The organism is Xanthomonas sacchari, from assembly GCF_024266585.1.
Classification (GTDB): Bacteria; Pseudomonadota; Gammaproteobacteria; order Xanthomonadales; family Xanthomonadaceae; genus Xanthomonas_A; species Xanthomonas_A sacchari_C.
Genome location: NZ_CP100647.1, coordinates 1,209,362 through 1,228,592 on the forward strand (window position 1 = coordinate 1,209,362; position 19,231 = coordinate 1,228,592).

Annotated in this window: 17 protein-coding genes and 1 pseudogene; 13 read left to right on the plus strand and 5 right to left on the minus strand. The window is 70.1% G+C overall.

Going from position 1 to position 19,231, the window contains the following annotated elements:
* Window positions 1–39: 39 nt before the first annotated feature.
* Entirely contained in the window at window positions 40–780 is a 741-nt protein-coding gene (locus NKJ47_RS04925; RefSeq protein WP_254460410.1) for a DUF2242 domain-containing protein, read from the plus strand.
* A gap of 133 nt (window positions 781–913) precedes the next feature.
* Window positions 914–1,282: a glycine zipper 2TM domain-containing protein gene (locus NKJ47_RS04930; RefSeq protein ID WP_048492391.1), complete on the plus strand. Its 369-nt coding sequence runs from the start codon at window positions 914–916 to the stop codon at window positions 1,280–1,282.
* 139 nt (window positions 1,283–1,421) lie between these two features.
* Here NKJ47_RS04930 and NKJ47_RS04935 read toward each other — a convergent pair whose 3' ends face one another.
* Window positions 1,422–2,312 carry a TIGR01777 family oxidoreductase gene (locus tag NKJ47_RS04935; protein WP_254460411.1) on the minus strand — a complete coding sequence of 297 codons (891 nt, stop codon included), beginning with the start codon at window positions 2,310–2,312 and terminating at the stop codon, window positions 1,422–1,424.
* A gap of 186 nt (window positions 2,313–2,498) precedes the next feature.
* On the opposite strand from NKJ47_RS04935, the gene NKJ47_RS04940 reads away from it, so the two are divergent.
* Together NKJ47_RS04940 and gnd are read left to right on the plus strand one after the other, a co-directional pair.
* Window positions 2,499–3,809, plus strand: coding sequence for a hypothetical protein (locus tag NKJ47_RS04940; protein WP_254460412.1), 1,311 nt, complete (start codon window positions 2,499–2,501; stop codon window positions 3,807–3,809).
* Window positions 3,810–3,878: 69 nt separating this feature from the next.
* Window positions 3,879–4,823 (plus strand): phosphogluconate dehydrogenase (NAD(+)-dependent, decarboxylating), encoded by a 945-nt coding sequence (gnd, locus tag NKJ47_RS04945; RefSeq protein ID WP_254460413.1) that lies wholly within the window; start codon window positions 3,879–3,881, stop codon window positions 4,821–4,823.
* Window positions 4,824–4,833: 10 nt separating this feature from the next.
* Here the strand turns inward: gnd and NKJ47_RS04950 are convergent, their stop codons facing one another.
* The gene (locus NKJ47_RS04950) at window positions 4,834–5,874 is read right to left on the minus strand and encodes an oxidoreductase (RefSeq protein WP_254460414.1); all 1,041 of its coding nucleotides are present in this window, start codon (window positions 5,872–5,874) and stop codon (window positions 4,834–4,836) included.
* Between the two features lie 144 nt (window positions 5,875–6,018).
* Here NKJ47_RS04950 and NKJ47_RS04955 point away from each other — a divergent pair, with 144 nt between their 5' ends.
* The 5 genes from NKJ47_RS04955 to NKJ47_RS04975 all read left to right on the plus strand — a co-directional run bounded on the left by NKJ47_RS04955 (window position 6,019) and on the right by NKJ47_RS04975 (window position 10,940).
* Window positions 6,019–6,435: a BON domain-containing protein gene (locus tag NKJ47_RS04955; protein ID WP_254460415.1), complete on the plus strand. Its 417-nt coding sequence runs from the start codon at window positions 6,019–6,021 to the stop codon at window positions 6,433–6,435.
* A gap of 191 nt (window positions 6,436–6,626) precedes the next feature.
* A complete protein-coding gene (locus tag NKJ47_RS04960; RefSeq protein ID WP_254460416.1) occupies window positions 6,627–6,971 on the plus strand; it encodes a hypothetical protein in 345 nt (114 codons plus the stop codon).
* Between the two features lie 199 nt (window positions 6,972–7,170).
* Window positions 7,171–8,982, plus strand: a complete 1,812-nt coding sequence (locus NKJ47_RS04965) for a sensor histidine kinase (protein ID WP_254460417.1) — start codon at window positions 7,171–7,173, stop codon at window positions 8,980–8,982.
* On the plus strand, window positions 8,979–9,419 hold the full coding sequence (locus NKJ47_RS04970; RefSeq protein ID WP_254460418.1) for a response regulator: 441 nt from the start codon (window positions 8,979–8,981) through the stop codon (window positions 9,417–9,419). Before NKJ47_RS04965 ends, NKJ47_RS04970 begins: the two co-directional genes overlap by 4 nt.
* A gap of 6 nt (window positions 9,420–9,425) precedes the next feature.
* Window positions 9,426–10,940 carry an ATP-binding response regulator gene (locus NKJ47_RS04975; RefSeq protein WP_254460419.1) on the plus strand — a complete coding sequence of 505 codons (1,515 nt, stop codon included), beginning with the start codon at window positions 9,426–9,428 and terminating at the stop codon, window positions 10,938–10,940.
* Window positions 10,941–11,254: 314 nt separating this feature from the next.
* On the opposite strand, the gene NKJ47_RS04980 is transcribed toward NKJ47_RS04975, so the two are convergent.
* Entirely contained in the window at window positions 11,255–12,094 is an 840-nt protein-coding gene (locus NKJ47_RS04980) for a 20S proteasome subunit A/B (protein WP_254460420.1), read from the minus strand.
* A 96-nt stretch (window positions 12,095–12,190) separates the two neighbouring features.
* Between NKJ47_RS04980 and folK the strand changes: the two genes are divergently transcribed.
* The gene (gene folK / locus NKJ47_RS04985; RefSeq protein ID WP_254460421.1) at window positions 12,191–12,679 is read left to right on the plus strand and encodes a 2-amino-4-hydroxy-6-hydroxymethyldihydropteridine diphosphokinase; all 489 of its coding nucleotides are present in this window, start codon (window positions 12,191–12,193) and stop codon (window positions 12,677–12,679) included.
* A gap of 450 nt (window positions 12,680–13,129) precedes the next feature.
* Here folK and NKJ47_RS04990 read toward each other — a convergent pair whose 3' ends face one another.
* The gene (locus NKJ47_RS04990; RefSeq protein ID WP_254460422.1) at window positions 13,130–13,864 is read right to left on the minus strand and encodes a pteridine reductase; all 735 of its coding nucleotides are present in this window, start codon (window positions 13,862–13,864) and stop codon (window positions 13,130–13,132) included.
* A gap of 54 nt (window positions 13,865–13,918) precedes the next feature.
* On the opposite strand from NKJ47_RS04990, the gene NKJ47_RS04995 reads away from it, so the two are divergent.
* The 3 genes and pseudogenes from NKJ47_RS04995 to NKJ47_RS05005 form a co-directional block, all read left to right on the plus strand.
* The gene (locus NKJ47_RS04995; protein ID WP_254460423.1) at window positions 13,919–15,103 is read left to right on the plus strand and encodes a class I SAM-dependent methyltransferase; all 1,185 of its coding nucleotides are present in this window, start codon (window positions 13,919–13,921) and stop codon (window positions 15,101–15,103) included.
* Window positions 15,103–15,510, plus strand: a complete 408-nt coding sequence (locus tag NKJ47_RS05000; protein ID WP_254460424.1) for a VanZ family protein — start codon at window positions 15,103–15,105, stop codon at window positions 15,508–15,510. The genes NKJ47_RS04995 and NKJ47_RS05000 overlap by 1 nt, the downstream gene beginning before the upstream one ends.
* Before the next feature lie 302 nt (window positions 15,511–15,812).
* Window positions 15,813–16,415: pseudogene (locus tag NKJ47_RS05005) on the plus strand (expansin EXLX1 family cellulose-binding protein); the annotation flags it as partial.
* 108 nt (window positions 16,416–16,523) lie between these two features.
* Here the strand turns inward: NKJ47_RS05005 and NKJ47_RS05010 are convergent.
* Entirely contained in the window at window positions 16,524–19,157 is a 2,634-nt protein-coding gene (locus NKJ47_RS05010; protein WP_254460426.1) for a TonB-dependent receptor, read from the minus strand.
* Between the last annotated feature and the right edge of the window lie 74 nt (window positions 19,158–19,231).

A 19,231-nucleotide genomic window follows, 5' to 3' on the forward strand; every position in this document is an offset into this window, starting at 1 on the left:
TATCCTTTGCCGCGGTTCCCTCTCTCCGGTCAACGGCCTATGTCCGCTCCCTCCAAGGTTCTCGCCATTCCCGCGCTCGCGCTGATCGCGATCGGCCTGAGCGGCTGTTTCGCCCGCAAGCAGGACGGGCTGGTGAAAGAGACCTTCAATTCCGACAACACCTATTCGCGCAACTACCCGGTGCAGCCGGCACAGGCCTGCGAATCGGCGCGCCGCGCGCTGCTCAGCCAGGGCTACGTGGTGTCCAAGGCCACCGCCGATGCGGTGGAAGGCACCAAGAACTTCCAGCCCAACGACGATCTGCACGAGCAGTTGGAACTGCGCGTGTCCTGCGTGGGGCATGGACAGGACGAATCCTGGGTCTTCGTCAGCGCGTTGCAGGACCGGTATGCGCTGAAGAAGAGCCCGACTTCGGCCAGCGTCGGCGTCGGCGTGCTCGGCTCGGTGTCGCTGCCGATCGGCAGCAGCGACGACTCGATGGTGCGGGTGGCCAGCAGCACCGTGCAGGACAGCGACTTCTACAAGCGCTTCTTCCAGCTGATGAGCGAATACCTGCCGAAGAACAAGCCGGCGCCGGAGCCGCCGGCGCATCCGCCTGCCGCCGCGGCCGTGACTGCGCCGGCAGCGCCTGCACCTGCACCTGCACCCGCGCCGTCCGCCGTGCCGACGCCGATGTCTGCGGCGGTGCCCGCGCCGCCGCCGGCACCTGCCCCCGCCACTGCGGCGCAGCCGCCTGCCGTGACGGCCCCGCAGAGCGGCGAACCCGGCGGCGCCGACTGATTCAGGCGCGGCTGCGGAAGCTGAATCCGCGCGATTTCGCTTCACGAACCATTCGCGAAGTCGATGCGAAGGTGGCGCCCGTCGAGAGCGCGATGCGTGTGCGCATCAGCTCCGCCACCCAGGAGCCATCAGCATGAACACTCTCAAGTCCGCCTTGTGTCTTTCCGTGCTCGCCATCGCCACGGCCGCCGCGCCGCTGGCCGAGGCGCAGCGCCACTATGGCCCGGAGGACAACGGCCGCCGCTTCAGCGACGGCACCCGCGTGCACTGCAAGAAGGTCGCGGTGCGCAAGAACAGCACCGACCCCGACCGCATCGGCGGCACCCTGGCGGGTGCGGCGATCGGCGGCCTGCTCGGCAACCAGATCGGCAAGGGCGATGGCCGCAAGCTGGCCACGGTCGGCGGCGCGGTCGCCGGTGGCGCGACCGGCCGCTACATCCAGGGCCAGCGCCAGCAGGCCAACGGCAATCGCGTGGTCGAGACCGTCTGCAAGCGCTACTGAGTCGCGCGCACGGACGCTGTCCCCCGGCGTCTCGCGCCGGCGCAGCGACCTGATGCAACACGCCCCGGCGGAGGCCTCCGCCGGGGCGTTTGCGTTTCGGTGAGTGCGGCGGCGCTGCGCGCTCGGCCGCCGCACCGGCTCAGTCGGCGAGCAGGGCGCGCAGCGCCGTCTCCAGCTCCGGATAGCGGAACAGATAGCCTTCGCGCTGCGCGCGTGCCGGCAGCACGCGCTGGCTGCCGAGCAACAGGTCGGCCATCTCGCCGAAGGCCAGGCGCAGCGCGGCGGCCGGCATCGGCACCAGCGCGGGACGGTGCAGGGTCGCGGCGAGCTGCTGGGCGAACGCGGCGTTGGTCGCCGGCGCCGGCGCGGTGGCGTCGTAGGCGCCTTCGCCGCCATGCTGCAGCAGCCACAGCAGCAGGCCGACCTGGTCGTCGCGGTGGATCCAGCTCATCCACTGGCGGCCGTCGCCCATGCGCCCGCCCATCCCGAACCGGAACGGCAGCAGCATCCGCGCCAGCGCGCCGCCGTCGCGGCCCAGCACCACGCCGGTGCGGACCAGGCTGGTGCGCACCCCCAGCGCCTGCGCGTGCAGCGCCTCGGCCTCCCAGTCGCGGCACAGCTGGGCGGAGAAGTCGTCGCCCGGCGTGCTGTCTTCGTCCAGCACCTCGTCGCCGCGATTGCCGTAGTAGCCGATCGCCGAACCGGAGATCAGGCAGCCAGGGCGCTGCGCAGGATCGAGCTGGCGCATCCACTCGATCAGGGCGCGGGTGGTGCCGATCCGCGAGGTGCGGAAACGGCGCTTGCGGGTGGCGTTCCAGCGGCCCTCGCCCAGCGGTTCGCCGGCCAGGTTGATCACCGCATCGGCCGGTGCCGCGCGCTGCAGGTCGTCCAGCACCTGCACCGCCGGCAACAGCCGCGCCGCGCGTGCGGGGTCGCGGGTGAGCACGCTGACCCGGTGCCCGGCGTCGAGCAGGGCGGGGCAGAGCGCGCGGCCGATGAATCCGGTGCCTCCGGTGACGAGCACGTGCATGCAGGGGGATCGCTTGCGCCAAGAGAGCCGCAGTGTAGGGGCGCCGGGCATGGCGGAAGAGTGAATGCCGCGGCGGGCGTCGGCGCGGCAGGCGATTTCGCGACGTCTGCACGCGGCGCGCGGCAGGCTGCGCAGGCCCCGCCTGCCGCGCGGCCAACGGAAACCGCCGCTCGCGATGCCCGCTCCATGATCCGACTGCCGAGATTCGCTCGCGTTGCACGTCTGCGTCGCGGCGTCGGCCTGCTGCTGGCCGTGCTGCTGGCCAGCGCCGCGGCCGATGCCGCACCGGCGCCGGCCGACCAGGCCAGCGCGGATTGCCTGGCGGCGCTGCTGCAGCGGCTGGGCTGGCGCATCGGCAGCACCGCCGCGGCGCAGCCGCAGATCGCGGCGGGCGCGCCGTGCGAGCGCGGTTCCTTGGCCGAGGCGCAGGCGCATGGCGACCTGCAGGCGGCCTTGCCCGCGGCCTGGAACAACGCGCAACGGCAGCAGGCGCTGCGCGCCTTGCTGGATACCCCGGCGACGCAGTGCGGCTACTTCCTGCAACTGGGCGCGGCCACCGCGCGCGCGGTCGCGCGCCTGCAGGACAATCCCGGCTATCGCTTCTCGGCGCTGCAACTGGGCTGGATCGGGTTCGGCCTGCGCGGCGCGCAGGCGCAGGGCTGGGAGCGCTTCCGCAGCTTCGGCCGTGGCTACCGCCCGGCCGGCGGCAATGCGCAGGCGATCGAGGCGTTCTACAGCGGCCACGTGCGTTCGGAATGCGGCGTGGGCCGGCAGATCGCGCAATTGGCCACGCAGCGCGAGCTGTATGGCGATGCCGCGTTCGATCGTGCGTTCAGCGCCGACGAACTGGCGATCGGCACCTTCCTGACCCTGCACGACACCGACAGCATCCTGCTCGGCGCGCACGCCGGCGCGTTCTTCGCCGACGGCGAGGCGGCCAGGACCGCGCAACGCGGCCGCGCCGCCTTCCTCGGCGCGCCCGGCTACATCGTGCACGTGTTCGAGCGCCGCTACCTGGACGACATCAACAACCAGGCGGAGAACTTCGTGGTCGCCGCGGTCAGCGCCGAGGCCGCGGCGGCGCTGCGCGCGCACGGCGGCTTCGCGTACTACGACGGCCAGAACCGGCGCATCTGGGAGCTGGCGCAGGCGCTGCGCGGTCCGGGACGCGAGCGCTTCGAGCGGCTGCTGTACGCGCGCGACCCGGCGCTGCGCGCAGGCCTGGACCCGGCGCAGCGGGCGGTGCTCGCGCAGCTCGACGCCCTGCTCGGCGATCCGTTCTACCGCGGCTTTCAGGTCTACGTGCATCCCAAGGGCGTCAAGCCGATCGGCTACCACGTGGCGCGCCTGCTGGACCGCAACCCGCGCACGCCGTTCGCGATCGAGCTGACCCTGCACAATCTGCACACCACGCTGTACCAGCGCTGGCGCGACCTGCAGCTGCGCGACTGCGCCCGGATGCCGCCGCCGGCGTCCGCCGCGGCACCGGCGCCTTAGCTGCGCGTCACGTCGGCGGCGCCGCTTCGTGAGACCCTAACCCTCCTTTTTTCGAACCGGGAACGACGCATGGAACTGGGACTTGTAGGCTTGGGCCGGATGGGCGCGAACATGGCCGAGCGGCTGGTGCGCGGCGGGCACCGCGTGGTCGGTTTCGACCTGGGCGAGGCCGCGCGCAGCGCCGCGCAGCAGCGCGGGGTGGAAGCGGTCGACAGCATGGCCGCGCTGGTCGCGGCGCTGCCGGCGCCGCGCGCGGTGTGGCTGATGGTGCCCGCCGGAAAGGTGGTCGACGACACCCTGGCCGCGCTGCTGCCGCTGCTGGGCAAGGGCGATGTGGTGATCGACGGCGGCAATTCCTATTACAAGGATTCGATGCGCCGCGCCGGCGAACTGGCCGCGCACGGCATCGCCTACGTCGACTGCGGCACCAGCGGCGGCGTGTGGGGCCTGCAGGAGGGCTATAGCCTGATGATTGGTGGCGACACCGCGGCGGTGCAGCGCCTGCACGACGTGTTCGCGACGCTGGCGCCGGCAGCCAATGCCGGCTGGGGACATGTCGGCCCCAGCGGCGCCGGCCACTTCACCAAGATGGTCCACAACGGCATCGAGTATGGGTTGATGCAGGCCTATGCCGAGGGCTTCGCGCTGATGGGGCGCAAGCAGGAGTTCGCGCTGGATCTGCACCAGGTGGCCGAGGTCTGGCGCCAGGGCAGCGTGGTGCGGTCCTGGCTGCTGGACCTGTGCGCGGATGCACTGGGCGCCAATCCGACCCTGTCCGGGATCGCGCCGTTCGTCCAGGACTCCGGCGAAGGCCGCTGGACCGTGGCCGAGGCGATCGACCTGGACGTGCCGGCGCCGGTGATCACCCTCTCGCTGCTGGAGCGGCTGCGCTCGCGCGAGGACGATTCGTTCGCCGACAAGCTGCTGGCGGCGATGCGCAACCAGTTCGGCGGTCACGCGATCAAGCACGAGGGCGGCGACGCGCCCGCGCCGGGCGGCACGCGTCCGGCCTGACGCGCGCGGCTCAGTCCAGCGCCACGCTGCAGCCAGTGGCGGCGCTGCGCACGCCCGCCTCGAGCAGGCGCATCACCGCCAGCGCCTGCGCCGCATCCACCGGCGCCGGCGCGCGCCCGGCCACTGCCTCGCGAAAGGCCGCGTAGCAGTCGCGGTAATCGCCGCGATGCGCGGGCACGGGCTGGACGGTGTGGGTGCCGTCGGCGCCGACCAGGTGCAACTGGCCGGGCAGGGGATCTTCGCCCCAGTCCGGCGCGCCCGGGACGACGCCGGCGCGCAACTGCGCTTCCTGCGTGTCCAGGCCGTGCTTGAGGTAGCTGCCGCCGGTGCCGTGGACCGCGAAGCGCAGCCCGTTCGCGGCGACCAGCGAGCCGGCATGCAGCACCACCCGCAGCCGCGGATAGCGCAGCACCGCATGCACGTAGTCCACCGCCTGCGCGCCGGTGCGCTGCAGCGCCAGGTCGGCCTGCACCGAGTGCGGGGGCCCGAACAGTTGCAGCGCCTGGTCGAGCAGGTGCGGCCCCAGGTCGAACCACAGCCCGGAGCCGGGCAGCGCGTGCTCGCGCCAGCGGTCGCCGACCTGCGGACGGTAGCGATCGAAGTGCGAGTGGAACTCGGCGATCTCGCCCAGCGTGCCCGCCTCCAGCAGGGCGCGCACGCCCAGGAAGTCGCCGTCCCAGCGCCGGTTCTGGAACACGCTGACGATGCGGCCGACGCGCTGCGCCTGTTCGAGCACCTGCTGCGCTTCGGCCACGTCCAGGGTGAACGGCTTGTCCACCAGCACGTGCTTGCCCTGCGCCAGGGCGGCCAGCGCCAGCGGCGCGTGGGTCTGGTTGGGCGTGGCGATCACCACCGCGTCGACCTGCGGGTCGGCGAAGGCCTGTGCGGCATCGGCGACCACGCGCGCCTGCGGCCAGGCCGCGCTGGCGTCCTCGGCTTGGCGCGAGACCACGGTATGCAGGCGCAGGCCTGGCGTGTGCGCGATCAGCGGCGCATGGAAGGTGCGGCCGACATAGCCGAAGCCGAGCAGGGCGAGATTGACGTCGGACATGGGTGTGGGCGCAAGCGGCGGAACCACAGTATCGCCCGGCCCGGGGCGGCAGGTTGCGCATTCACGCTGCGGCGATTGTGCGGTCACGCCGCCTGTACGACGGCGTGGTGGAGACTGCGCACACTTTCAGCGGAGGAAAACACGATGAAGACGATCAATGCACGCACCCTGCTCGGCGCCACCCTGGTGGCCGGTTTCGCGTTCGGCGCCGGCCAGGCGTTCGCGGCCGGCCAGACCACCGGCGCCAAGGACCACGGCAGCATGGGCCAGCAGGACACCATGCAGCACGACACCACGGCCCACGACGCCAGCCGCCACGACTCCAAGGAGCCGGTCACCGACACCTGGATCACCACCAAGGTCAAGGCCGACCTGCTGGCGACCAAGGACGTCAGCGGCACCGAGATCAAGGTCGAGACCGTCAACGGCACGGTGAAGCTGTCGGGCGCGGTCGCGACCAAGGCGGAGAAGGACAAGGCGGTGTCGGTCGCCAAGATGATCGACGGCGTCAAGAAGGTGGATGCGTCCGGCCTGAAGGTCAGCGCCACCGCCAAGAAGTAAGTTTTGCGATCCGCAGCCGCGGGTGGGGATGCGACGAGGCGCCCCACCCGCGACAGCCGGCCTGCGACGCACCCTGCGGGGTGCGTTTTTTATTGGGAGGCGCGGAAAATCCGCGACGGCCATCGCATTTCGCGTGGTTTTGACATCTGCTCGGACATCATCCCTTCATGTTCGTCAACGGATCACGCGCGATGTTGGACACCCAACCCCACCCGGCCGCGGGGCACGCGGCCGCGGCCGCCGAAGCGTTGGGCGCCGCGCTGTCCGGCCCCGGCGCGCGGCCGTCGCCGCTGCTGACGGCGGTGCGCGGGCTCGAAGCGCAGTTGAGCATGCTGTTGACCACCTTTCACGACGATGCCGGTTTCTGGCCGGCGTTCTCCGCAGTGATGCAGGAGCTGGACCAGGCCCTGAGCCAGTCCGAGCGCCAGCGCCTGCGCAGCCATGCCGATTTCCTGCTGGTCCGCGCAGGCATGCCGGCGTGGACCCTGGTCGGCCCCACCGCCGGTTGCGTCCCCGCCCCGGTGCGCCGGCCCTGAGCGCGGCCCGCGCGTGGCGCTCCCGGGGGCGGCCACGTGCCGCCCGTTTCGTCGTGCGTGCGGGCTGGGATAGAGTCCGCGCATCTCTCGCGATCGGGGTGTCGCGCTTCCGCTGAATAATTCATCTGCTGCCGGGGAAGATGGGCGACAATGCGCGCCCGCGATGGCCGCAGCCGTTCCTTCTTTTTACGCACCCGCTATGCAGACCATCGCCAAACACGATGCTTGGGACCGCTGGCGCCTGCCGCTGCTGGCATTGGCTGTCGTCCTGATCGTCATCCTGCCCTCGCTGCTGCTGCGGCAGATGAATGCCAGCACCTTGCGCGCGGCCGACTGGGTCGGCCATAGCCAGGAAGTGACCGCCACCCTGAACGCGATGGAGGCGGACATGCGCGACATGGAGTCGGCGGCGATGGCGATGTCGCACGGCGTGCAGTCGCCGATCCTGGACGCGCGGTTGAAAGAGGCGCGCGCGTCGTTGCCGCCGACCATGGCCCACCTGGCCGAACTGACCCGCGACAACCCCGATCAGCAGGTCCGCGTCGGGCGCCTGCAGAGTACGTTGGAGCGGCGCGGGCTGATCGCCGAGCGGATCGCGCAGACGCGCGATCCGGAGCGGGTCCGCGCCCTGATCCAGGACATGACCGCCGACAACCCGGTCCGCGGCCTGATCGCCGAACTGCAGCGGCGCGAGGACGAACTACTGCGCGAGCGCACCGCCGACGCCGATCAGCGCCGCATGCTCGCCTCGATGATGAGCTGGACCTCGCTGCTGGTGCAGTTGCTGCTGCTGGGCCTGGTGATCTGGCTGCTGCAGCGGCAGATCGGCCGGCGCCTGGACGCCGAGCGCCACATGCTGCGCGCCAACAGCCGCGCCGCGGCGGTGCTGCAGACCGTGCGCGAGCCGATCGTGCTGCTCGACGGCACGCAGCGGATGATGATGCACAACACCGCCTTCGCCGAACTGTATGGCATGGACCTGGCCGATCCGCCGAAGATGCTGGCCGATGTCGGCGATGGCGTCTGGCGCGATCCGCTCATCGTCCAGCGCCTGGCCGACGTGATGTTACGCGGACGCGAATTGTGGGATTTCGAGCACGAACAACTCGGCGCCGATGGCGTACCAAGGACCATGTTGCTGAATGCGCGGCGCATGCCGCTGCCGGACAGCGAGGATGAAGTGGTGTTGATGACGGTCAGCGATATCACCCTGCAGAAAACCGCGCAGCAGCGCATCCAGGAGCTGAACCGGCAACTGGAGGGCAAGATCGAGCAGGTGTCGGAAGTCAATCGCGAACTGGAGGCGTTCAGCTACTCGGTCTCGCACGACCTGCGCGCGCCGCTGCGCCACGTCGCCGGCTTCGCCGACAAGCTGGCCCGTCATCTGGGCGACGGCGCCGACGAGAAGAGCCGGCATTACCTGGAGGTGATCGGCACCTCGGCGCGGCGCATGGCCTCGCTGATCGACGACCTGCTGGTCTACTCGCGCCTGGGCCGCAGCGCGTTGCGCCTGCAGGCGGTGGACATGCAGTCGCTGGTGGCGGAGACGCGCTCGGTGCTGGACGCCAACTACCAGTCCGACCAGGGCGGCAGCGGCCACCGCATCGAGTGGAGCATCGCGCCGTTGCCGATCCTGGTCGCCGACGAGAACATGATGCGGCAGCTGTGGCTGAACCTGCTCGGCAACGCGGTCAAGTACAGCGCCAAGCGCGAGGTCGCGCAGATCGAGGTCGGCTACCAGGTGCAGCCGGACGGCAGCCACCATTTCAGCGTGCGCGACAACGGCGCCGGTTTCGACATGACCTACGCGGCCAAGCTGTTCGGCGTGTTCCAGCGCCTGCACAAGGCCAGCGAGTACTCCGGCACCGGCATCGGCCTGGCCAGCGTGCGCCGCGTGCTGACCCGCCATGGCGGCCAGATCTGGGCCGAATCCGCCCCCGACCAGGGCGCCACCTTCCATTTCGTTCTGCCCCCGGCGCCCGAAGCGTCCCCTACCGAGTTCATCGCATGACCGCCATCCGCACCATCCTGCTTGCCGAAGACAGCTCCGCCGATGCCGAAATGGCGGTGGATGCGTTGCGCGACGCGCGTCTGGCCAATCCCATCGTGCACGTCGAGGACGGCGTGGAGGCGATGGACTACCTGCTGCGCCGCGGCGCCTACGCCGACCGCGAGGAAGGCCTGCCGGCGGTGCTGCTGCTGGACATCAAGATGCCGCGCATGGACGGCCTGGAAGTGCTCAAGCTGGTGCGCAGCGACGAGTCGCTCAAGCGCCTGCCGGTGGTGATCCTGTCGTCCTCGCGCGAGGAAAGCGACCTGGCGCGCAGCTGGGACCTGGGCGTCAACGCCTACGTGGTCAAGCCGGTGGACGTGGACCAGTTCTTCACCGCGGTGAAGACGCTGGGGACCTTCTGGGCGCTGATCAACCAGGCGCCGGACAAAGAGTAAGCGCGCATGCCCACCACCGGCCCCAGGCTTGGCCCGATCCGGATCCTCATGGTGGAGGATTCGCCGGAGGACGCCGAGCTGCTGTCCGACCAGTTGCTGGACGCCGGCCTGGAGGCGACGTTCCGCCGCGTGGAAAGCGAGCCGGCGCTGCGCGACGCGCTGGGCGAGTTCGCGCCGGATATCGTGCTGTCGGACCTGAGCATGCCCGGTTTCTCCGGGCACGAGGCCTTGCGGGTGGTGCGCGAGGACGGCAATGCGGTGCCCTTCATCTTCGTCTCCGGCACCATCGGCGAGGAGACCGCGGTGGAGGCGCTGCGCGACGGCGCCAACGACTACATCATCAAGCACAACCCCACGCGCCTGCCGTCGGCGGTGGCGCGCGCGATCCGCGAGGCCCGCACCGAGCGCGAGCGGCAGCGGGTCGAGCGCGAGCTGATGCGCGCGCAGCGCCTGGAGAGCCTGGCTCTGCTCGCCGCCGGCCTCAGCCACGACCTGCGCAACATCCTGCAGCCGCTGCTGATCGTGCCGGAACTGCTGGTCGGACGCAGCGACGATCCGCAACTGCGGCACCTGGCCGACGTCATCGCCGAATGCGGCCGGCGCGGCCACGAGATGGCCGAGTCGATGCTGTCGTTCGTGCGCGGCTCGCGCACGCCGAGCGAGCCGGTGCGGCTCGCCGAGCTGTTCCAGGCGGTGCAGATGCTGCTCAAGAGCAGCCTGCCGGAGCGGGTGACGCTGCAGGTCGACGTGGCCGATGCGGCGCTGTCGATCGAAGCCAACTACACCGAATTGCAGCAGTGCCTGCTCAACCTCGGCCTCAACGCGATCCAGGCGATGCCCGACGGCGGCCATCTGAGCTTCTCGGCGGCGCCGGCGATCGGCGGCAACGGCAGCGAGCAGGTGCGCATCCTGGTCCGCGACACCGGCATGGGCATGGACGCGGACACCCAGGCGCGGCTGTTCAGCCCGTTCTTCACCACCAAGCCGGACGGTACCGGTTTGGGCCTGATCTCGTGCAAGCGCATCGTCGAGAGCTACGGTGGCCGCATCGGCGTGGACAGCACGCCGGGCGAGGGCACCTGTTTCGAACTGCTGATGCCGCTGCGCGCGCCGCTGCCGTCGTTCGAGCCGGAGCCGTCGCTGCCGATGGGCAAGGGCCAGCGCGTGCTGCTGGTCGACGGCGAGGCCACGCGCCTGTCGCTGCTCGGCAATGCGCTGTCCAGCCAGGGCTACCGCCCGCAGCTGGCGTCCGACGGCGCCGCCGCGCTGCGCGACGTCGAGGAGCACGGCCTGCCGGACCTGGTGATCGTCGACAGCGACATCATCCTGCTGTCGGCGGTGCGCCTGCTGCTGGCCCTGCAGGACCTGGGCTACCAGGGCCCGGCGATCGTGCTCGAGGACACCGGCACCACCCTGGAGCGCGACCACTTCCCCGCCGACATCGCCGTGCACGTCCTGCGCAAGCCGCTGGAGATGCAGCGCGTGTTCCGCGCTGTGGCGCATGCCCTTGAAAGCGGCTGAAGTGCTGGGAATGGGGAATGGGAAAGGCAACAGCAACAGCGATCGGCTTTCGCTGAGAGGCTGGCAATAGGAAGGCGGCAGCAAAACGACTGCCGCCTCGGCGGTGGGCATGCTCAAGCGCACGCTTCAGGAGTCGGGACTAGCGCTGCGATGCCCTATTCATCGCTGAGACGCTGATAACCACGGTCGAAAAGGCAGCAGCGCTGCATTGCATCCTGCAATGACGCGAGCGCCGACACGTCCCGTACATCGAAACGGAGGCATCGCACTCCGCTTTTACGATTCCCCACTCCCGATTCCCCACTCCCGGCTTCTCACTGCTGCGCCGACTGGTCTTCCGGGTCGCGCCGGGCCGGGGCGCGGCGCGGCGGCAGCGGCGGCAAGGCATTGCGCGCGGCGTCGTCGGGGTCTTCGGCCAGTTCCGGTTCCCAGGGGAAGCGCGGCAGGGTGCGCACGGCGTTCTCCAGCTTGCGCGACCAGGTGTCGTGGATCTCGGCGTACAGCGGGGTGTCGGCTTCCAGGCGCATGCGCTCGGTCACCCGCAGGTCGTTGCGGCGGATCAGCGCCACATCGATCGGCATGCCCACCGACAGGTTGGAACGGATGGTCGAGTCCAGCGACACCAGCGCGGTGCGCGCGGCGTCTTCCAGTTGCATCTCCGAGCGGATGATGCGGTCCAGGATCGGCTTGCCGTACTTGGATTCGCCGATCTGCAGGTATGGCGTCTCCGGCGAGGTGGCGATGGCGTTGCCGAGCGGATAGATCATGTACAGGCCGGGCCGTTCGCCGGCGATCTGCCCGCCCAGGATCAGCGTCGATTGCACGTTGATGCCGCTGTGCTGGGATTGCTCGGAGAGCTTGACCTGGCTGGAGGCCAGCACCTCGCCGACGTACTCGGCGACCTCGAACAGGTGCCGGAAGGTGCGCAGGCTGCGCGGCGCGTCCGGATCGTCGGCGTCGCGCTGCAGGCGCGAGAGGGTCAGCTGCGTGGTCGCCAGGTTGCCGGCCGACATCAGCGCGAACACCGCCTGTCCCGGATACTCGAACACGTGCAGCTTGCGGTGAACGCGGACGTCGTCCAGCGAGGCGTTGGTGCGGGTGTCAGCGGCGAAGACCAGGCCTTCGTCCACTTCGATGCCGACGCAATAAGTCATGGCGATGCCGAAACCGGGTGCAACTGGATTCTATGCGGGGTGGTGAGGGCTTGGCTAGCCGTTGACGCTCGCGGCCGCGGCATGCGCGAATAGCGCATGACCACCGTGCTTCTGAGCCTGGGCAGCAATCTGCGCCCGCATCACCACCTGGCCGCGGCGATCGCGGCGCTGCGCCGGCAGTTCGGCGCGATCGCGGTGTCGCCGACCTATCGCACCGCGGCGGTCGGGTTCGATGGCCCAGCCTTCCTGAACAACGCGGTGGCGCTGCAGACCGACTGGGAGCTGGCGCCGCTGGATGCCTGGCTGCATGCGCTGGAGGACGCGCATGGCCGCGACCGCAGCGGCCCGCGTTTCAGCGACCGCACCCTGGACATCGACGTGGTGTTCTACGGCGACCGCATCGTCGAAGGCCCCGGCCATCTGCGTATCCCGCGCCCGGAGTTGCGCCACGCCTTCGTGCTCAAGCCGCTGGCCGACATCGCCGCCGACTTCGTCGACCCGGTCAGCGGCCAACGCCTGGGCGCGCTGTGGCAGGCGCATGCGGAGCATGGGACGACGTTCGAGGCGGTCGAGCTGGTTGAGTAGCGGGGATTGGGGAGTCGGGAGTGGGGATGGGGTGGCGGATGCGCTGTCGGGCCGGCCGTTTGCTCGCGTAGGAGCGGCTTCAGCCGCGACATGGGATCCGGTGGCGCCCGTCGCGGCTGAAGCCGCTCCTACAGACGTGCGTGTCTTTCAGGCGAGCGGTGCAGATGTCTGGGATGCGAGCGGGCGGTGCCGTGCCGGCGCGGCTGGCGGAATCGGGGTGGGAGAGGCTTCGGCCCCGATGCTTGCACCAGTGTCGCGTCGGGGCTGAAGCCCCTCCCACATTGGCGATGCGGGCGTTCCGAGGCGTGCGTTGCGTCGAGTTGTTCGCGCCGCTGTGGCCAAACGCCAGACAGCGGCGGTGCGGAACGCATGCTGCAACCCGAATCCCGAATCCCGAATCCCGAATCCCGAATCCCCAATCCCCAATCCCCAATCCCCAATCCCGGCTCCTCACGTCAGCCCGCGCCCGCCATCCACCCGCAAGGTCTGCCCGGTGACGAAGCCGGCGTCGTCGAGCAGCCAGCGCACGGCCTCGGCGATTTCCTCGACCTGGCCGGTGCGCGCCAGCGGCGTGCGTGCCAGCAGGGCCTGCTGCGCGGCGGCGTCCTTGCCGGCGTCGGGCCACAGGATCGCGCCGGGGGCGATGGCGTTGACCCGCACCTGCGGCGCCAGTTCCAGCGCCAGCGAGCGGGTCAGCATCGCCAGGGCGGCCTTGGCCGCGCTGTACAGCGGATGCGCGCGCAGCGGCTGTTCGGCGTGCAGGTCGGTGAGGTTGACGATCGCGCCGCCATGCTGGCGCAGCTGCGTGGCCGCGGCCTGCGCCAGGAACAGCGGCGCGCGCGCGTTGACCGCGAACAGGTCGTCCCATTGCGCCGGCGTGGCCTCGTGCAGCGGCGTGGGATAGAAGTTGGAGGCGTTGTTGACCAGCGCATCGAGCCGGCCGAAGCGCGCCACGCACTGCGCCACCAGCGCGGGCAGCCGCGCGGTGTCGCGCAGGTCGGCCTGCAGGGTCAGCGTGCTGCCGGCGCGCACCGCCTCCAGGTCCTGCGCCAGCGCCTGCAACTCGGCCTGCGAGGTATGCGCATGCAGGGCGAGGTCGTAGCCGGCGGCGTGCAGGCGCCGGGCGATGCCGGCACCGATGCGCCGCGCGCTGCCGGTGATCAGGGCGACTTTGGTCTGGGTCATGTACGGGTTCCATGCTCGGCTATGCTGTGCATTGTCCACGCAATCGCGCACCGCATGCCCACCGACCTTCCTTCGCCCGATGCCATCGCATTGGCCCACAGCGAGCGCCTGGCCGCGCATATGCGCGCCGAGATCGCCGCCGCCGGCGGGGCCATTCCATTCTCGCGTTTCATGGAGCTGGCGCTGTACGCGCCCGGCCTGGGCTACTACAGCGCCGGCAGCAGCAAGTTCGGCGAAGAGGGCGATTTCGTCACCGCGCCGGAACTGGGGCCGCTGTTCGCGGCCACCGTGTCCAATGCGCTGGCGCCGGTGTTGCAGCAACTGGGGCCGCAGGCGCGCATGCTGGAAGTGGGCGGCGGCAGCGGCGCCTTCGCCGAGGTGATGCTCAAGCGCCTGCTGGCGCTGGATGCGCTGCCCGAGCGCTATGCGATCCTGGAGCCCAGTGCCGATCTGCGCGAACGCCAGCGCGAGCGCTTGGCGCGTACGCTGATCCCGCCGGTGTTCGATCTGGTGGAGTGGCTGGACCGCCCGTTCGACGACGACTGGAACGGCGTGCTGTTCGCCAACGAGGTGATCGACGCCTTGCCGACACCGCGCTTCGCGCTGCGCGACGGCGAGGTGTTCGAGGAGACGGTGACCCTGGACGGCGAGGGCCGCTTCCGCCGCGGCGAACAGCCGGCCGATCCGCTGCTGGCGGCGGCGGTGCGCCACCTCGAGCGCTATCTGCAGGCGCCCTTCGCCGATGGCTACCGCTCCGAACTGCTGCCGCAGTTGCCGTACTGGATCCAGGCGGTGGCCGGCGGCCTGCGCAGCGGCGCGATGCTGTTCGTGGACTACGGCTATCCGCGCCGCGAGTTCTATCTGCCCGAGCGCGACGACGGCACCTTGCGCGTGTTCTACCGGCACCGCACGCATGCCGATCCGTACCGCTGGCCGGGCCTGCAGGACCTGACCGCGTCGGTGGACTTCACCGCGCTGGCCGAGGCGGGGACGGGCGCGGGCTTCGACCTGGCCGGCTACTGCAACCAGGCCAGCTTCCTGCTCGGCAACGGCCTGGACGCGCTGCTGGCCGAGGCCGAGGCGCGCGGCGACGAGACCACGCGGCTGCGCCTGCGCCAGCAGGTGAAGCAACTGACTCTGCCCAGCGAGATGGGCGAGCGCTTCCAGGTGATGGGCTTCGAGCGCGACGTCTCGCTGGCGCCGGCGTTCCTGTCCGGCGACCTGACCTGGCGGCTGTGATGGTGGCTGTGATGGCGGCGGTGCGCGCCTTCCGCTGGCCCTGGCTGTGGCTGGGGCTGTGGTGGCTGGGCATCGCGGTGCTGATCTACGTGTGCATGATGCCGCACCCGCCGCAGCTGTCGGACCTGCCCGACAGCGACAAGGCCGAGCACTTCCTCGCCTACCTGCTGCTGGCCGCCGCGGCGGTGCAGGTCTACGCCGGGCCGCGCGCCTGGGCCTGGGCCGCGCTGGGTCTGCTGGCGCTGGGCGTGGGCATCGAGTTCGCGCAGGGCGCCTGGACCACCACGCGCTCGGCCGATCCGCTGGATGCCCTGGCCGATGCCTTGGGCGTGGCGGCCGGCATGGCCACCGCAGCCACGCCGTGGCGCGATCTGCTGTGGCGGCTGGAGCGCGGCCGCCGTCGCTGAGCCGTTTCTGCACGACCCGCATGTGCAGCATGCGCAGCGATGTGGCCATGCGGTCTACGCCGTCGGCCAAACGCCGGATTTCCTGGCCGCGCGCAAGGCGTGGCATGCGCGCCGCGTCCTAGAGTGCCGGCGCCGGGCACGCTGCCCGGTCGCCGCGCGGCGGCTCCGCGCGCCTGTGCAGGAGAACACGCATGCAAGCACGTCATTCCACCCGTGCCGCGCGCGGCGCCGGCCTGTGCGCCGCGCTGTGCCTGGCCGTCAGCGCCGCACCGGCCCGCGCCGCCTGGAACGATGTCTGCAGTGGTACCGCCACCTACACCAGTTCGGGCTATTCCGGCGGCGCGCTGCTGCTGGATCCGATCGCCCCCGATGCGTTGATCACCGCGCTCAATCCGACGCAACTCAACTACGGCGGAATCCAGGCGGCGCTGGCCGGCGCCTATCTGCAGGTGCAGGGGCCGCGCGGCACGGTCACCGTCTACGTCACCGACCTGTATCCGGACGGCGCCGACTGCGGGCTGGATCTGTCGCCGAATGCTTTCGCCGCGATCGGCGACACCGGTGCCGGGCGCATCCCGATCCGCTGGACGCTGGTGGCGGCCCCGGTCAGCGGCAACGTGGTGTACCGGATCAAGGAGGGCAGCTCGCAGTACTGGGCGGCGATCCAGGTGCGCAACCACCGCTATCCGGTAGTGAAGTTCGAGTACAAGAAGAACGGCGACTGGATCAGCCTGCCGAAGACCGCGTACAACCATTTCGTCGGCGAGCAGATGGGCGCGCAACTGCTGGAGATCCGCCTGACCGACGTGCGTGGCCAGGTGGTCACCGACACCCTCGGCGCGCTGCCCAGCCAAGGCGACAAGGGCGTGTACTTCGCCGACGGGCACGTGCAGTTCCCGCGCTGAGGCGCGCTCGCGACAGCGCCGGCACTGGCGTATGCCGGCGCTGTCGATACCCGGGTTCGCGTGCCTGCGCCGTGGCGGTGCCTCCGCGGCGCAGGCGCGGCCGCGCGCTCAGAACTTGAAGTGCAGCGTCGCCATGTAGCGGCGGCCGTTGTGATAACGCCCGGCCGGGTGGTCCTTGTCGCCCAGGTACTGCAGGTACTCCTCGTCCAGCAGGTTCTGCGCGTCCAATTGCAGCGACCACTGCGTATTGAACGCGTAGCCCACGCTCGCGCCCAGGTCGGTGTAGTCGTCGACGCTGGCCGGGGCGGCGCCGGCGACGTAGCCGCCGGCCAGGTAGCTGTCGCGCCAGTTCAGGCTGATCCGCGCGTTCCACGGCCCCTTCTCGTAGTACGGGCTGAAGGCGACGCTGTTGCGCGACTGGTAGGGCAGCGGGTTGCCGCTGTTGTTCTCGCCGCTGGCGTAGGTGTAGTTGGCGGACAGGCCGAAGCCGCTGTCGCCGAACGGCTGCTGGTAGGCCAGGGTGAAGCCCTTGACCTTGCCGTCGCCGGCGTTGCGCGGGCGCTGGATGCTGTAGTCGCAATAGCCGTCGGCGGTGCAGCCGTTGCTGCCGAGCATCTGCGCCCAGGTCTGCGGCGAGGTGTCGCGGATCGCGTTGTACTGGCGTTCGATGGTGGCCGAGGTGTCGATGTAGTTGTCGATCTTCTTGTAGAAGACCGACCAGGCCACTACCGCCTGCGGCGCGAAGTAGTACTCGGCCGAGAGGTTGAAGTTCCACGATTCGTACGGCGACAGCTCGGCATTGCCGCCGCTGCCGGTGAGCGTGGTGTCGTTGAGGAAGGTGTTGTTGACCATCTGGTTGTACGGCGCCCAGGCGATCACCTTGCCGGCGCCGAAGCGGAACACCCAGTCGTTGTCGGTGTCGTAGGCCAGGTTCAGCGACGGCAGCAGGAAGTGCTCGGTCTTCGTGCGGGTCTGCCACTTGCTGTCCAGGTCCTGCAGCGTCGGTGTGCCGCTGTAGACGAAGCCGCTGCCTTCGGTCTTGGAATCGACGTAGCGCAGGCCGAGGTTGCCGCGCAGGCCGGCGTTGGAGAAGTTCAGCTGCACGTAGGCGGCGTTGTTGGTCTGCTGCAGCGCCCAGGTGTTGTTGAGGTAGCTGGAGGGATCCGGATTGGCGTAGTCGAGCGGGCTGTTGCGGATCCAGTCGATCACGTTGCCGCGCCCGGCCTGCACGTGCTGGCCCTGGTCGGGGTAGAAGCCGCGGATGTCGGTCAGGCCGATGGTGCCGACATCGGCGAGCGTGGCCGGGGTCACCCCACCGTACACGTTCAGCGCGAAGTCCTCGTTGTGCTTGCCCTGGCGCACGCCGACCAGCAACTGGTTGAACACGCCGTCGAACTGCAGGTCCAGATCGAGCTGGCCGTAGCGGTCCTTGCTCTGGGTGGAGAACACGCCGTTGTTGCCGAGCCAGCCGCCGGCCGAGCCCCAGTTGGCCGGATCGCGCGCGGCCGCCGGATCGTCGAAGCGGATGCCGCGGTCCAGGTCCCAGCGGAAGCCGCCGTTGTAGAACGGTTCGATGAAGTACTGCGCCAGGTGGTCGTTGTCGGACTTGCTCTGGCCAATCTGGCCACGCAGGGTCCAGCGTTCGCCGCGGTAGGCGCCGCGCAGGTCCAGGCCCTTGGTGGTCACCTGCGACTGGCGCACGTTGTTGTCGTAGATCACCGTGCCGCCGTCCGCGTTGGCGTTGGCGCTGGAATGGCCGCTGCGGACCACGCCGTTGCGCACGTCGCCCAGCGCGTCGACCGCGGCGACGGTGCCCGGGTTCCAGGTCAGGAAGCTGTACATCGACTGGTTGTAGTTGTCGAAGTCTTCCTTGATGTACAGGCCGCTGAGGTTGAACTCCAGCGCGTCGCTGGGCTTGAGCTGCAGGTTGAGCACCGCGCTGTCGCGCTTGCGGTCCTGCTGGAACCAGGCGGCGTTGATCGAGTTCGGCACGTCGGCATCGGCGGGCACGCCGGCGGCATTGGCGAAGCTGCCGGCCTTGGCGTAGCCGAACACCTCCAGGCCCTGGCGGTCCACGCGTTCCTCGTAGTGCTGCGCGGACACCGCGACGCCGAAGGTCTCCTGCGGATTCTTCCAGCTGTACAGCAGCGACGCGTTCGGCTTGCCCTCGCTGGCCTGCTGGCTGTAGCTGTAGCCCACCGAGCCGGCGATCTCGTTGGCCTTCAGGTCCAGCGGCTGGCGGCTGTGCATCAGCACGGTGCCGCCGAGGCTGCCTTCGGTCAGCCGCGCCTCGGAGGATTTGACGATTTCCGCGCGGCCAAGGATCTGCGGCGACAGCAGGGTGTAGTCGAAGCCGCGATTGGGCTGCTCGCCGTACAGCCAGATCGCCTGCGCCACCGGGTGGCCGTCCAGGAACGACAGGTTGAGGCTGGGATCGGTGCCGTCGATGCTGACCCGTTCGCCCTGGCCGAAGCGGCGGTCGATGGTGACGCCGGGGATCTGCGCGAAGGCCTCGGCGACGTTGGTGCTGGGGAACTTGCCGATGTCCTCGGCGGTGATCGCCTCGGACACGGTGACGTTGTTGCGCTTGGTGTCCAGCGATTTCTCCAGGCTGGCGCGGATGCCGACCACCTGGACCGCGTCCAGGTCGGTGGCGGCGGGATCGGCCTGCTGCGCCTGCGCGGCGAAGGCAAGGACGCTGGCGGCGATGGCCGCGGACAAGACGGAATGGCGATATTGCATGATGTCCCTCTCCTCATCATTCAATGGATCAACGCGATTGCGCGGACGCTGGGCCGCGCGCCGGAGTGGCCTGT